12 protein-coding genes are annotated in these 14,595 nt (G+C 50.3%); 8 read left to right on the top strand and 4 right to left on the bottom strand.

Annotation, left to right across the window (positions count from 1 at the left end; all coding sequences use genetic code 11):
- Positions 1-10: 10 nt before the first annotated feature.
- Positions 11-2,404: an ABC transporter ATP-binding protein/permease gene (locus tag R70331_RS21395; RefSeq protein WP_042178889.1), complete on the bottom strand. Its 2,394-nt coding sequence runs from the start codon at positions 2,402-2,404 to the stop codon at positions 11-13.
- A gap of 210 nt (positions 2,405-2,614) precedes the next feature.
- Here R70331_RS21395 and R70331_RS21390 point away from each other — a divergent pair, with 210 nt between their 5' ends.
- From R70331_RS21390 to R70331_RS21375, 4 genes are all read left to right on the top strand, one after another.
- Positions 2,615-3,289: a response regulator transcription factor gene (locus tag R70331_RS21390; protein ID WP_042178887.1), complete on the top strand. Its 675-nt coding sequence runs from the start codon at positions 2,615-2,617 to the stop codon at positions 3,287-3,289.
- A complete protein-coding gene (locus R70331_RS21385) occupies positions 3,286-4,326 on the top strand; it encodes a HAMP domain-containing sensor histidine kinase (protein ID WP_042178885.1) in 1,041 nt (346 codons plus the stop codon). The genes R70331_RS21390 and R70331_RS21385 overlap by 4 nt, the downstream gene beginning before the upstream one ends.
- Before the next feature lie 381 nt (positions 4,327-4,707).
- Positions 4,708-5,250, top strand: a complete 543-nt coding sequence (locus R70331_RS21380) for a GNAT family N-acetyltransferase (RefSeq protein ID WP_042178882.1) — start codon at positions 4,708-4,710, stop codon at positions 5,248-5,250.
- 117 nt (positions 5,251-5,367) lie between these two features.
- Positions 5,368-5,952: an NAD(P)H-dependent oxidoreductase gene (locus R70331_RS21375; protein ID WP_042178880.1), complete on the top strand. Its 585-nt coding sequence runs from the start codon at positions 5,368-5,370 to the stop codon at positions 5,950-5,952.
- Positions 5,953-6,063: 111 nt separating this feature from the next.
- Here the strand turns inward: R70331_RS21375 and R70331_RS31195 are convergent, their stop codons facing one another.
- Positions 6,064-7,095, bottom strand: a complete 1,032-nt coding sequence (locus R70331_RS31195) for an S-layer homology domain-containing protein (RefSeq protein ID WP_081947696.1) — start codon at positions 7,093-7,095, stop codon at positions 6,064-6,066.
- Between the two features lie 161 nt (positions 7,096-7,256).
- Between R70331_RS31195 and R70331_RS21365 the strand changes: the two genes are divergently transcribed.
- The 4 genes from R70331_RS21365 to R70331_RS21350 all read left to right on the top strand — a co-directional run bounded on the left by R70331_RS21365 (position 7,257) and on the right by R70331_RS21350 (position 12,051).
- A complete protein-coding gene (locus R70331_RS21365) occupies positions 7,257-7,970 on the top strand; it encodes an ABC transporter ATP-binding protein (RefSeq protein ID WP_042178877.1) in 714 nt (237 codons plus the stop codon).
- On the top strand, positions 7,963-9,561 hold the full coding sequence (locus R70331_RS21360) for a hypothetical protein (RefSeq protein ID WP_042178874.1): 1,599 nt from the start codon (positions 7,963-7,965) through the stop codon (positions 9,559-9,561). Before R70331_RS21365 ends, R70331_RS21360 begins: the two co-directional genes overlap by 8 nt.
- 621 nt (positions 9,562-10,182) lie before the next feature.
- Positions 10,183-11,340: a S8/S53 family peptidase gene (locus tag R70331_RS21355; protein ID WP_156131168.1), complete on the top strand. Its 1,158-nt coding sequence runs from the start codon at positions 10,183-10,185 to the stop codon at positions 11,338-11,340.
- Positions 11,341-11,574: 234 nt separating this feature from the next.
- Positions 11,575-12,051, top strand: coding sequence for a hypothetical protein (locus R70331_RS21350; RefSeq protein ID WP_042178869.1), 477 nt, complete (start codon positions 11,575-11,577; stop codon positions 12,049-12,051).
- Between the two features lie 387 nt (positions 12,052-12,438).
- Here R70331_RS21350 and ahpF read toward each other — a convergent pair whose 3' ends face one another.
- Together ahpF and ahpC are read right to left on the bottom strand one after the other, a co-directional pair.
- Complete coding sequence (ahpF, locus tag R70331_RS21345) at positions 12,439-13,968, bottom strand: alkyl hydroperoxide reductase subunit F (protein ID WP_042178866.1); 1,530 nt, start codon at positions 13,966-13,968, stop codon at positions 12,439-12,441.
- A gap of 14 nt (positions 13,969-13,982) precedes the next feature.
- Positions 13,983-14,546: an alkyl hydroperoxide reductase subunit C gene (gene ahpC / locus R70331_RS21340; protein WP_042178863.1), complete on the bottom strand. Its 564-nt coding sequence runs from the start codon at positions 14,544-14,546 to the stop codon at positions 13,983-13,985.
- Between the last annotated feature and the right edge of the window lie 49 nt (positions 14,547-14,595).

Here is a 14,595-nt window from a genome sequence, read left to right as displayed (position 1 = left end):
ATGGCAAGAGTTATTCGCTGCGCAGCGCCACGACTGGATCTTTTTTGGCTGCGAATTTGGCGGGGATGAAGCCGCCCAGCATGGTCAGCCCAACGCTGAGTACAACAAGTCCGAAGGCATGCAGCGGATTAAGCTGAGCTACATTCGACAGGTCGGTCAGTGACTTCAGCACAAGGTTAACCGGAATGGTCAGCAGATAAGCAATCCCGATACCGAGCAGACCGGAGAGCGAGCCGATAATGCAGGTCTCTGCATTGAAGACACGGGTGATATCCTTCTTGCGCGCACCGAGGGCACGCAGCACACCGATTTCCTTCGTCCGTTCAAGCACGGAGATATAGGTGATGATCCCGATCATGATCAGGGATACGACCAGTGAAATGGATGCAAAAGCAACCAGGACCATCGTAATTCCATCCATAATCCCGCTGGAGAGGCTCGTTACCATTGCAGCCAAATCGGTGTACACAATCAGTTCTTCATTGCTGTGGTCTTCATTCCATTTGTCGAGATAAGCAACAATATTCTCTTTCGCCCCAAAATCCTTCGGATACAAGGAGATTGAGGATGGTGTTGCTACAGCGCCAAGTGCTGCAAGCGCAGCTTCCTTGGAATTTGCACTGCCCGGGTCGGTGCTTGTGCTTGAGCCGCCCATGCCCATTCCCATACCCATGCCCATACCGCTCATATCAATTCCGCCGATTTGGGAGAACACCTTGCCGGTCAGTACATTCACCTGATCCTGCTGCTCCTGGGCCTGCACAATGGCTGAGCCCTGTGCATTCTCAATGAACTGTTCCGACAGGCTGTCCGAATAAGCAATTCCTGCCGACATGGTGGACATCGGTGAATCCTGCTGCTTGCGGATAATTCCGGAAATCTTCAGGGTAACCGCGTTAGCATCATTATACATCTCGCTCAGATCGGCGGCGTTGCCGTTCAGGCTGAACATCCCGTCTGCTTTAGTATAATAATCATCATTATAGATCAGCTTAAACTCCCGGCCGACAATATCATCGAAGTTGAGGTTAGCTGCATTAAAATCAAGACCGAGGGCTTCGAGAATACTCTGGTTCATACGGTTGTATTCATCGACAACCATTACCAGATCAGTCGGCTGCTCAGGCAGACTGCCGGCGAGCAGATCATAGTAGTCTGCCAGATAGCTGCCTTCTGTACCGTCCGGCTTATCCGGATAGGAGGTGAAATTCAGGCTGGCTGTGTCTACAGGGACAGCGGCTTCGCCATCCAAACGGAGAATGTTCATATTTACCTTGCGGCTGTAAGATACTCCGTCGAGATAGGCTGGATCGATATTGTCCAGGTAATCCAGATATTCCTTGCTGAGCACATTTGAATGCAGGACGGTGTTAGCGGTTGGATCATATGGATAAACTTCACTTGCATCCGTGAACTCGGTCCATTTGCTGTCAGCCGCTTCCGCTTGTGCTCCCGGAGGATTGGACATATCAATCTGCGCGGCTGTTTCGCTGATCGTCACAGGGAAGTTGGATAAAGCACCGGATTCATAGCTGCTGATCTGCTTGTCGAACCCGTTCGATAAGGACAGGATCAGTGCAATTCCGATGATCCCGATGCTGGAGGCGAAGGCAGTCAGCGCCGTTCTCCATTTTTTGGTCGAGATATTTTTACCGGATAATTTAAGTGCGGTAAAGTAGCTCATTGCCGTCTTTTTCAGCTGATAATTCGTGTTAGTCTTAAGATCAGCCGGAGGGTTGGTATCAGAGATCATCTTACCATCCCTGAATTGGACAGTCCGGTCGGCATAGGCTTCTGCCAGCTCCGGGTTATGGGTAACCATAACAACAAGCTTGTCCTTGGCAATCTCCCGGATCAGCTCCATAATCTGCTCGCTGGTCACGGTATCAAGTGCGCCGGTCGGCTCATCCGCGAGAATAATGTCAGGGTCGTTGGCCAGTGCTCTGGCAATGGCAACACGCTGCATCTGGCCGCCGGACAGCTGGCCCGGCTTTTTGTGGATATGCTCCTTCAGCCCGACCTTTTCCAGCGCTTCTACAGCCTTCTTGTGTTTGACATCGGCGCTCACGCCGCTCAGGGTCATCCCCATCTCCACGTTATCGGTTATGCTCAGGTGGGAGATCAGATTATAGCTCTGGAAAATAAAACCGACACTGTTGTTGCGGTAGGCATCCCAGTCGCTGTCCTTGAAGTTCTTGGTCGAGGTTCCGTTGATGATCAGGTCACCGCTGTCATATTGGTCAAGCCCGCCGATAATGTTAAGGCAGGTTGTTTTACCTGAGCCGCTGGGCCCGAGAATGGCCACGAACTCGCTTTTCCTGAAATCGAGACTTACATCATTAAGTGCAGTTTGCGTGAAACTGCCTGTGGTATAGCTTTTGGAGATATTTTTAAGCTGCAGCATACCGTTAATCTCATCCTCTCTTCATCCTTGATTCTCTGTCTTTGTGCAAAGCGTAACATACGATTATGAACTGAACATCAACTCCGTGCCGCCGGCAGGCAGGGGAGAAGCTTATGTATAGTTACTGATACGTGCGTTGGTTCACAATCGGTTCATAAAGTTGTTGTACAATAGTTAAGAATTGAACCTTAAGAGAATGCAGGTGCATAAATGATAAACATTCTGGTAGTGGAAGACAACGGCAAGCTGCGGCAGCTGATAGGCACCGTACTGGCGAAGCACGGCTATAACCCGGTACTGGCCGAGGATGGCCAGCATGCGCTGGCGCTGCTGGATACACAGCATATTGACCTGATTATCTCCGATATTATGATGCCGAATGTGGACGGGTATGAGCTGACCGGACGGCTCCGTGATGCGGGCTATAATACTCCTGTGCTGATGGTTACGGCAAAAGAAAGCTTTGAAGATAAGCAGCGCGGCTACCTGGCAGGTACTGATGACTATATGGTGAAGCCGATTGATGTGAACGAGATGATTCTGCGGGTCGGGGCGCTGCTGCGCCGGGCTAAGATTGTAAGTGAGCGCAGGCTGGGAATCGGCGAACTTATCCTGAATTATGATTCGCTGACGGTACACCGCGGGGACCGCAGTGCGCTTTTGCCCCAGAAGGAGTTCTTTCTGCTGTACAAGCTGCTGTCCTATCCGAACAAAATATTTACCCGCCAGCAGCTGATGGACGAAATCTGGGGAATGGATTCAGAGACGGATGCCCGTACGGTGGATGTGCATATCAACAGGCTGCGTGAACGCTTCAAAGATTGCCCCGAGTTCGAGATTGTAACGGTCCGCGGACTGGGGTATAAGGCGGTGAAGCATCTGTGAGCAGGCCGGGTAAAAACGGTAATCTGTGGGGGGCGCTGGTACTGAGCGTCTTTCTGATCCTGCTGTGTGACGGGATACTCATGTTCGGCCTCAGCATGCTGATTGTCAAATCAGGCCTGATTGATGTAGGGCGGTTTCATATTTTTTGGCCGGTGTCCGTGCTGCTGCTTGCAAGCGTGCTTACCGGTACAGCCATTACCGCAATTGTCGGACGGAAGCTGCTGGCTCCGATTAACGATCTGAGTGAAGCGGCGAAGCGGGTAGCCAAAGGGGATTTCAGCGCCAGAGTGGCGCATGAAGACCATAAAGTGGATGTAATCGGCGAGATGGCGGTGAACTTTAACAGCATGGTTCAGGAGCTGGGCGGTATGGAGACGCTGCGCAATGATTTTATCGTCAATGTGTCGCATGAATTCAAAACGCCGATTGCTGCAATTGAGGGTTATGCTTCGCTGATGCAGGACCAGGAGCTGTCGCCGGAGGAACGTGCGGACTACAGCAGGCTCATCATTGAGAGTACCCGGCAGCTGTCATCGCTGTCCAGCAACATTCTCAAGCTGTCCAAGCTGGAGAACCAGGAGATTGTTGCCGGCAGGATCAAGTTCGCGCTTGATGAGCAGCTCCGCCAGGCCCTGCTGCTGCTGGAAGCCCAGTGGAATGATAAGGCGCTTAATCTGGATCTTACGCTTGAGCCGGTCGTTTATTACGGGAATGAAGAGCTGCTGATGCAGGTGTGGCTGAATCTGCTGGGCAACGCGATCAAGTTCACAGACAGCGGCGGAGAGATAACAGTCAGTCTGGCTCAGACGGAGCATGCGGTAACTGTGCGGATTAAGGATTCCGGTACGGGGATGACCGAGGAAGTAATGATACGGATCTTCGAGAAGTTCTATCAGGGTGACAAGTCGCGTTCCGCTGAGGGCAACGGTCTAGGGCTTGCGCTGGTGCGGCGGATTGTGGAGCTGAACGGCGGAAATGTGTCGGCGGAAAGTGTGCCGGGGAAGGGCTCGGTGTTTACCGTTATTTTGCCGGTGTAAGGGGTATGCAATCCACTATCTGTCCGGGAATAACTGCACTCTGTGCAACTAAAAACAGTGAAAAACTGCATCTGCGCAGTATAACTGCACTCTGTGCAACTAAAGCTGTCCGAATCGGCTAAAAAGGCTGTTTTCGGCTTTTTTAGTTGCACGAAATACACTTAAAGTGCTGTTGCAGCAAAAAACAGGGATAATAAGTGTATAAAGTGCAGCTAAGTTGATGAGCCGCTCTATGGCGGAGATTCTGCAGCGTGTGCCCGGCATAGAGGAAATAAAGTGCGCTGCGGCGAATGACATGGTATTCCAAAGAAACTCAATGCTCCTTGTACAATAGACCGGCAAATTTGGTCACCACTAACTTTTTTGAGGAGGCTGCTGCATATGTCATATAACAACGGTGAAAGAACAATCTCCACGGAGCGGCTGCTGCTCAGATTATTCACCTCGTCTGATGCTGCGGAGGTAGCCAGGCTGTGCAATAACTACAATATCTTCAAGACAACAATGTACCTGCCGTATCCCTATACGATGGAGGATGCCCTGAGCTGGATTGACCGCCATGCGGCTAACTTTGATGCAGAGCTGTCGTATGAGTTCGCCGTAACAGACAAGCTCACCGGAGCATTATATGGTGCGATAGCATTGTCCCACAGCGGCAAATTCAACCATGGCGAACTGGCTTACTGGATAGGCGAGGAATTCTGGGGAAACGGATTTGCTACTGAGGCGGCAGAGGCAATGGTCAAATTCGCTTTTGAAGACAGGCTGTACCATAAAGTATTTGCGCGTTACTTCAGCTCCAATGCAGGCTCGGGTAAGGTGATGGAGAAAGTTGGCATGAGTAGGGAAGGAATCCTGAGAGATCATATAAGAAAAGAAGGCAGGTACGTGGATCTGGTGCATTACGGTATTATCCGCCCATAGAAAAATGAAGTTGCTTTCTTTAGTTGTAACTGGTATAGTTACATCTCGGGAGGCACTTTTTTTATTGCACAGCCTGTGCCCGTAAGCTAATACTATATAACCGGAGGTTGTAAAATAATGAATCACCTGATCGTCTACGCTCATCCGCATGAAGGAAGCTTCAATCAAGCTATTCTTGATACTGCAGTAACTGCTCTGCAAGGCCAGGGCCACGAGGTTCATGTCCGTGATCTGTACAAGCTGGGCTTCAATCCGGTATTATCCCCTGCAGATACTGCAGCGATGCGTGAAGGTAACACGCCGGCAGATATTGCCGCAGAGCAGGAATATCTGCGTAAGGCGGATGTTATTACTTTTGTCTATCCAATCTGGTGGACAGGGCTTCCGGCTATTCTCAAAGGCTATGTAGACCGTGCTTTTTCTTACGGCTTCGCTTATCAGTACAATGCGGAGGGCGGCATAGACAAGCTGTTCACAGGCAAGAAGGGGATCATCGTTAACACCCACGGTACTCCGGGTGAAGTGTATGAGGCTATTGGCATGAACAATTCACTGAAACAGACGTCCGGCGGCGGAATCTTTGAATTCTGCGGCGTTGAAGTGCTGGAGCATCTCCTGTTCGGCGGCGTTGGAAGTGGTGCGGGTGATGAAGAACGCAGCAAGATGCTGGCTCAGGTAAAGGAAACATTCAGCGCTCTGTAAGCCGTTTGGGCAGCAGAAGCAGCATCAGATAAACAATGCGCACCAAAAAGAACGGCATCCAGTGCCGTTCTTTTTGGTGTTTGTTAACAGGAATGAACAACTTCAAAACTTTTATAAGGAGTTTTTATTCTTCAGAATCTCCTGCACCCGGCTGACCATCGCAGTCCCGTCTGTACGGGTGATCGGGTCTTTCGGATTAAAATTGCCGTCCTGATCCAGGCTGACAATCTTGAGGGCAATTGCTGTCTGAATGGCTCCCGAGTTCAGAATGTCCATCTCTGCGTTGTCCGCAATATCCACCGGAATGAGCTTATACATCGGCAGCTGGCCGCTTGACTGCAGCGTATTGATAAGCAAGTAGGTGAACGATTCTCTGCTCATGCTGGCCGCCGGGTCAATCTTGATCTGCAGATCCGCTTCCGGGCCTACGGCTTCCTTAATCAATTGAACAGCTTCTTCTGCGGTAAGGATCTCGCTCTGGGCACCCGGTGCCGGATGTGCTTTCAAATATGCGAGCGCATTACTAATTGCCACTGCAGCTTCAGTCCGGGTAATCTGCTGCTTCGGATTCAGCTTGCCGCTGCTATCCAGCTTCACTACCCCGTAAGCCAGGGCACGCTGGAGCGAGCCGGAATATTCCGCCGTAACCTGATCCTGATCTGCAAACTCCACAGGTGCGATCTTGATCATCGGCAGGCGTCCGCCCAGTTCAATTGCGTCAATAAGCTGATGGGTAAAGGCTTCACGCGTCAGCTTACTGCCCGGCTGGAGATCGGCCGGCAGGTCCAGCCCGTGCACACCGGCAATGATGAGAGCCTGCGCATACCAGGCGGAATCATTCGCATTCACGAAATAATCCGAAGCCTTAGGGGCCTTCACAAACCGGATCGTATCCAGATTGAGCCCGGCAGCATTGACGATCATTTGCACGCCTTCCGCTTCAGAGACCGGCAGATGCGGGCCGAACCGGGTTGCGCTGATTCCTTTGATCAGCCCATGATCCTGCAGGGCAATGATTATATCTTTATCCGCAACATTATTCAGATCGGTAAAGGCGGCGGCGGAAGCGAATTGTTCTCCGGCAAAAGTAAATGCGATTGCAGCAGCGGCGGATAGTGTAACAAGCTTAAATGATTTTTTCATTAGAATTCACCTCGTGGTTAGTTTGTGGTTAGTTATTTGTTTTCATAGACGGACGAAGGTGCAAAAAGGTTACAGCGGATTTTTTATCCGAAGGAATGAACGATTCCCCCGGGCTATACGTATTACAGTCAGTTGTTGAACAGTATGGAAGAGGTGAAGGCATGTTAACCATCAGACAATTTTCGAAAAGCTATAAGGGCGGGAAGAAAGCTGTACATAACCTCAGTCTCACAGTCGAAAGAGGGGATATTTACGGCTTTATCGGTCATAACGGGGCAGGCAAAACGACAACGATCCGGGCGGTGGTCGGTGTGCTCGATTTTGAAGAGGGCGAGATTGAAATTGACGGCATCTCCATGAAAAAAGATCCTCTGGCCTGCAAGTCACGTATCGCTTATATTCCTGACAATCCGGATCTGTATGACCATCTCACGGGGATTCAGTACCTGGGTTTCATCGGAGACCTGTTTAGTGTACCCCGTAAGGACCGTGAGCTGCTCATAACCAAATACGGCGGCGCTTTTCAGCTGACTGCCCATCTGGGCGATATGATCTCTTCATACTCCCACGGGATGAAGCAGAAGCTGGCAATCATCTCTGCGCTTATCCATAAGCCGAAGCTGCTGGTGCTGGATGAGCCGTTTGTCGGACTGGATCCCAAGGCGGCCCATACGCTGAAGACGATCATGGCGGAGGTGTGCAGGGAAGGCAGTGCGATTTTTTTCTCCACACATGTGCTGGATACGGCAGAGAAGCTGTGTAATAAAATAGCGATTATCAAGGAAGGCCGGCTGATCGCCGAGGGCAAAACCGAGGATGTAAAAGGGGAGAATAGTCTGGAGGAAGTCTTTATGGAGCTGATCGATCATGATTAATATCTGGAGACTTACGAAGCTGCAGCTGCTCTCCACCTTTGGCCTCAATAAAGCCCTTCATACGAAGGATGCAAAAGAAAGACGTAAGCAGCTTCTGGTTAGTCTTGCTATTGTTTGCGGTGTGCTGCTGGCCGCCGTGTTTTCGTTCGGATACAGCTATGCGATGGCGGGAGCTTTTGAGCAAATCGGCCGTCTGGATCTGCTCCTGGCCATTATGATGGCTGTTACATCAGTGGTTGCATTCTTCACCACGGTGTATAAAGCGGGCGGCGTACTGTTCAGCTACAAGGACTACGATCTGCTGATGTCGCTGCCGGTGAAGACGAGTCATGTGGTGGCGAGCCGGGTACTGCAGCTGTATGTGCTGAATCTGTTTTTTACTCTGATAGTTATGCTCCCGGCGGGAGTGGTGTACGCGTTAAAGGTGCGTCCGGAAGCCTATTATTATCTGCTTTTTGTACCGCTGCTCTTATGTATCCCGTTCATTCCGATTATTGCAGCAACGGTGGTCGGTGCACTGATCAGCTGGGTATCCTCCCGGTTCCGGGCAAGCCGGATGATTAATCTGGTGTTAACCCTGCTGTTTGTGGTTGTCCTTATTCTCGGCTCTTTCACATTGGACGGGAACGAGCCGGAGCTGGCAGATCTGGGAACAGGGCTGGCGGATACGATATTCAAGCTGTACCCGCTTACGGAGCTGTATGTGGATGCAATAAGTGCTTACCGTGTCGATGCTTTTCTTGTATTCACACTGCTGTCCGTGCTTTCTTTCGTCGTGTTCTGTACCATACTGGGAACCCGTTACAAAGCGATTCATACCGGGCTTTCAACCAGCCGGGCAGGCCGTAAATATACCATGCAGCCGCTTAAGGCATCCACAGCCTTTCAGGCCCTGTACCGGAAGGAGCTGCGCCGCTATTTCAGCTCATCCATCTATGTGCTGAATACAGGAATCGGCATGGTGCTGCTGCTCGTAATGTCAGTCTCTCTGCTGTTTACCAGTCCGGAGCAGCTTGGACAGCTGGCCGATATTCCGCAGCTGCAGCAGTATCTGAACACGCTGGCGCCAATATTTGTGTCATTTTTCGTAGCCCTTAGCTGCACTACGTCCAGCTCAATTTCTCTGGAAGGCAACCATTTATGGATTCTGCGGAGCTCGCCTGTGCCCAAGCACATTATTCTGCTCAGCAAGGTGGCGGTGAACCTGTCCATTACCGTACCGGTTACGGTTGTGAGCTGTGTGCTGTTGATGATATCGCTGGGTACAGGATGGCTGGATAGTCTGCTTCTCCTGGTAATTCCGGTTATCTACGCCTGCTTCTCCGCCCTGACAGGAGTCATCGTCAACCTGAAGCTGCCCAAGCTGGAGTGGACCACCGAGGTTCAGGTTGTTAAGCAGAGCGCAGCGGTGCTGGTGGCGATGCTGCTGGGTTTTGTCAGCCTGCTGGTGCCTGTGGCGCTAAAGTTCCTGCTGACAGGATTAGACGGAAAGGTAATCATGCTCGGAATAGGCGTCATTTTGGCCGGATTGTGTGCGGGGATGTATAGGTATTTGAAGAATGCGGGAGAACGGTTGTTTTTGGGGTTGTGACTTAATAGTATTCAGGCAATACCCCTCCGCCAGTTCTGGCGAAGGGGTATTAGTCATTTTCAGCAGCTGCTGAGCTCAGCGGTTAAGGATTTTTTGTTTTATCTGTCAGTCGTGCAATCGACTCGATGTCCTGGCCGGTTAACAGATCCAGAAATGTCTGCGTATAGCCTTTGAAACGATGGAAGCTTTGCGCGATAGCTCCGGTCATCGGGCCTACCCGGATTAGCCATCTTGAAGAATCTGTTTCTTCACTGGAAATTCAGCTGAGTGCTGACGAAATAGCAAGCTTAGAGGAACTCTATATTCCACATCCCTTAATATGACTTAGAGTGACTTCAATATTCGCATGCAACATAACAATGAATACTTTAACAACAAGGCCATCTCATTTGGGGTGGCCTTTAGCTTGTTGACTTAGCCGGCTAGCTCAGCATTAATCTTTTTAAAGAGAAGGATGAGATTGTAATGACAAGTAAACCGCATGAACCCGTATGGTCAAGGCTCGGCTTTCCTTATCCGCCAGAAGAAGACGCCGGCTGAGGCGTCGGAATTGTAATCATTGATACGCTAAGGCCGCATCAAACCATCCGTCATTTGGGTTCACGGCTCAAATATATATCTGTGAATCAGGATTTATCCATCGAGTGCCGGGACATAGCCTGCGAAGAGCCGGATGATGCAGACGGTGACCGCGGGATCGATTATATTCTCGAACGAAGCCGGGAATGGAACATCAAAATCATGCTAAGCATGGGCTGGCACGCCTTGGATGATGTGACTTTACTTAAAAATACAAGCAGAAACCAAACGGTTCAGGCGCTGGCCCCGGCGCTTAAGCATGGCATCCTGGTCATATGTGCTAACGGTAACTCAAGCTCAATCAATATCATGCCCCCGTCAGAATTTCTGGCAGTTGGCGGCTACAATGATCATGGCTTTGCAAAAGCGGAATTGCACTCTCCCCATCCGGATGAGCCGTACGGCAGAAACGGTGATGGGCATTTCAGACCGGATATTCTCGCGCCGAGAGTGTATCTGCCGGTTCCTTATTGCGAAACATTCGAGCAGCCTGAGGCGTTATCGTATTTTTGGGGGACCTCCGGGGCATCCGCGATTGTAGCAGGGATGTGTGCAGCTTTATTGTCCAGATATCCGGAGCTTCAGGCAGACACTTTAAGAAATGTACTGGTGGATTGCGGAGTTTCATTTGAAGGCTATGATAATCAAGCGCCCAGAGTAAATGCTGCGAATGTGATAAAAGCGCTGGACAACGGCTATTCCAAAAGCAATGCTCTCTACCGCGCAGCTCCAATTGATGTCCGAAATTCATTCACAGCTATTGTTTCCGGTGATCCTATAGAGCGGGCTTTGGGACTTACCTTATTGCTCGAAGAGCAGCGTTGTGGACGTGCGGAGCTCTGGGCTTATACACAAGATCCGTCATCTGTGGTCCGAAAAATCGCTGCTAAGGCGCTACACAAACCTGATAGTGCTGATGAACGTACGACATTCTGGACAAATCTACGTGAGGAGCAGGAGGGCGGAGTGCGAGGCTGGTATGCGTACGGGTTATTACAGGAGGCAACAGAAAATGAAGTGGAACACTGGATTCCCTGGGCTGCCGATCCCAACTGGAGTGTCCGCTGGTGTGTCAGCAGGTATTTGGAGAAGTTTCCGGGATTGCCGAAACTGGAAATGACTTATGATCCCGATGAAATACCGGGCAAGGCATTGCCGGTTTTGGAGTGGCTTGAGTTTGATAAAAAGGGGAATAACTAATAAGTTATAAATCTTTGTAAAATAACAAAAAAAGTTCATTTGAGTAATTGTATAATTTAACGTGGAAGAGTATAATGATGGGGTGAATCAGTTTTATATCAGTTCAGAATTAGATAATAGGAAACTATGGTGATGTGAAAAAAAGTTATTAAAACAAAACCGGTTTAACTTTACTGATAACTTTATTTGTGTTAAAGTGGTGTTAAATAAATATTGCGAAAGGAGTATTGGAGCATGAATTCGGCAGATTATATCACTTTTGTTTCGGGATTGGATGTAGATTCATTGAGAAATGAATTGCGTGAACTGAAGGATAGGATGAGTTTAATCGAAGTACTAATCAAACTTAAGAGCGAACCGGGTACGGCAACATTTAAAGATATTGAGATGGAGACGGAGATGGAAGAGGGTGATAGCATACCGGGAGAAGCGGTGATCAGTGAGAACGATCTCAAATACGGGCTGCTGCGTTTCCCGGCTGGTTCGCGGATTGCTGAAGCTTTGCCCAAAGGCTCCCAGGTCATGGTGGAGTTTAAGGACGAACGGTTTATGTGCAGCATCCCTAAGTTGGATAATTACCCTTCCCAGAAGGGGAGGCTCAATGGGTTTTCCAAAATATACCGGGGATTTGAGGAGTTCGAAAGTGGACGTACAGTCAGCGTTGGATTTAATAAAGAGGCAAACATTATTAAAATTATTAAGGTTGAATAAGGTATTCCAATTCGGATTTGAACTAAATTTTATAAAAAGGGTGATTATATGACAACCAATCGGAATGCACGGATTACAGCGGTTTTGACCAATAAGTATTTAATTATTCCATCTCATGTATATTTACTAAGCGAGCTTTATTCTATTGTTGAGAAAAATGCGGCCTTGACTGAAGAAGACTGGTTAAGTCCAAATTCCGGGGGTGTCCGCTGGAGACACAGCGTCCGAGCAGCTCTAGTTAAACAAAACGGAATCAGAAGTGTTCAAGGCAGGGAAATAACCTACCATCAGAAATCAAAGTATAGCTTTTCATAAGCATTGCACCAAAAAAAACCGGTTTTGCTGCCCATGGGGTAAACAGCAGAACCGGTTATTTATAATGCCAGATTAATTGCGGATCAGATAATCGAATGCACCCAGGGCGGCGGTTGCTCCGGAGCCCATGGAGATGATGATCTGCTTATAAGGGCTGTTGGTGCAGTCACCTGCAGCGAACACGCCCGGAATGCTGGTTGCGCCGTGGCTGTCGACGACGATTTCGCCGAAGCGGGTGCGCTCCAGGGTATCCGCAAGCCAGTCGGTATTCGGCACAAGGCCGATCTGTACGAATACACCTTCAAGCTCGACATGCTGCTCCGTGCCGGTGTCGCGTTCGATAAAGGTAATGCCGTTCACCTTGTCGGTGCCGGTAATTTCCTTGGTCTGAACGTTCTTATGCACCGTTACGTTAGGCAGGCTGTACAGACGCTTTTGAAGCACAGAGTCTGCCTTCAGCTCCGGCATGAACTCCAGGACAGTAACGTGGCTGACAATACCCGCCAGATCAATTGCCGCTTCGATACCGGAGTTACCGCCGCCGATTACGGCGACATGCTTGCCGGCGAAGAGAGGACCGTCGCAGTGCGGGCAGTACGCTACGCCTTTGTTCTTGAACTCGGCTTCGCCGGGAACACCCACATTACGCCAGCGGGCGCCAGTAGAGAGGATAACCGTCTTGCTCTTCAGCACGGCACCGTTCTCCAGCTCGATTTCGATGAGATCTGTTTTCTCCAGACGCTTGGCGCGCAGAGTCTTCATCACATCGATTTCGTATTCCTTCACATGCTCTTCCAGGCTCGCGGCGAGCTTCGGACCTTCGGTGTACTTCGTACCGATGAAGTTCTCAATGCCCATCGTCTCCATGACCTGGCCGCCGAAGCGCTCAGCGACGATACCGGTACGGATCCCTTTGCGGGCCGCATAGATAGCGGCGCTTGCACCGGCAGGACCGCCGCCAACCACCAGTACATCAAAGGGTGCCTTGCCGGATAATTCGGAAGCATCCGGTCCGGTACCCAGCTTGGCGAGAATGTCTTCTGCGGTCATCCGGCCGCTGCCAAAGAACTCGCCGTTCAGGTAGACCGACGGAACCGCCATAACATCCTTGCTCTCAACTTCGCTCTTGAAAGCAGCACCATCGATCATGGTACTCGTTACGCCGCTATTAAGTACGCTCATCAGGTTCAGCGCCTGCACCACATCGGGACAGTTGTGGCAGGTCAGGCTGATGTAGGTCTCGAAGTGGTATTCACCCCCCAGGCCTTTGATCTGATTAATAGTCTCCTGCTCCGCCTTTGGAGCTCTGCCGCTCACTTGCAGCAAGGCCAGCACCAGCGAGGTGAATTCATGGCCGAGCGGAACACCGGCAAAGGTAACGCCGGTATCTTCGCCCGGACGATTTACGCTGAAGCTTGGCGTGCGCGGAAGTGAAGTGTGTTCTACTTTGATATTGGCTGACATTTCGGCCAGCTCATTCACCAGAGACAGCGTTTCTTGCGAAACGCTGTCGTCTCCGGCGCTGACCTTCAGCAGTACCTCGCCCTCCATGAGCTGAAGATACTGCGCTAACTGTGCTTTGATATCCGCATCAAGCGCCATAATTCATCCGCTCCTTAGATTTTGCCTACGAGGTCAAGGCTTGGCTTCAGGGTTGTGCTGCCTTCCTGCCATTTGGCCGGGCATACTTCACCCGGATTGTTGCGTACGTACTGTGCAGCCTTAATCTTGTTGACCAGGATGCTGGCATCGCGGCCAATCCCGTCTGCATTGATTTCGATAGCCTGGATCACGCCGTCAGGGTCAATGATGAAGGTACCGCGGTCAGCCATACCGGCTTCTTCAATCAGAACGTCGAAGTTACGGGAGATGGTGTGGGACGGGTCGCCGATCATGATGTATGTGATCTTGCCGATGGCTTCGGAGCTGTCATGCCATGCTTTATGTGTAAAGTGGGTATCGGTGGAGACAGAATATACTTCAACACCCAGGCTCTTCAAAGTTTCGTATTCGTTCTGCAGGTCTTCCAGCTCAGTAGGGCATACGAAGGTAAAATCCGCAGGGTAGAAGCAGACTACGCTCCATTTACCTTTTAGATTAGCTTCGGATACATCGATGAAACTTCCATTGTGGTAAGCGGACGCTTTAAACGGCAGTACTTCTTTTCCAATCAGGGACATTTTTATTTTCCTCCTAAAGTGAGCCTGCATGATAGCGGCTTTTTTTGAA

The sequence above is a fragment of the Paenibacillus sp. FSL R7-0331 genome (assembly GCF_000758645.1).
GTDB lineage: Bacteria > Bacillota > Bacilli > Paenibacillales > Paenibacillaceae > Paenibacillus_AQ > Paenibacillus_AQ camerounensis.
Note: the sequence above shows the minus strand (reverse complement) of the source record. Positions and strands in the feature narration are given on the sequence as shown.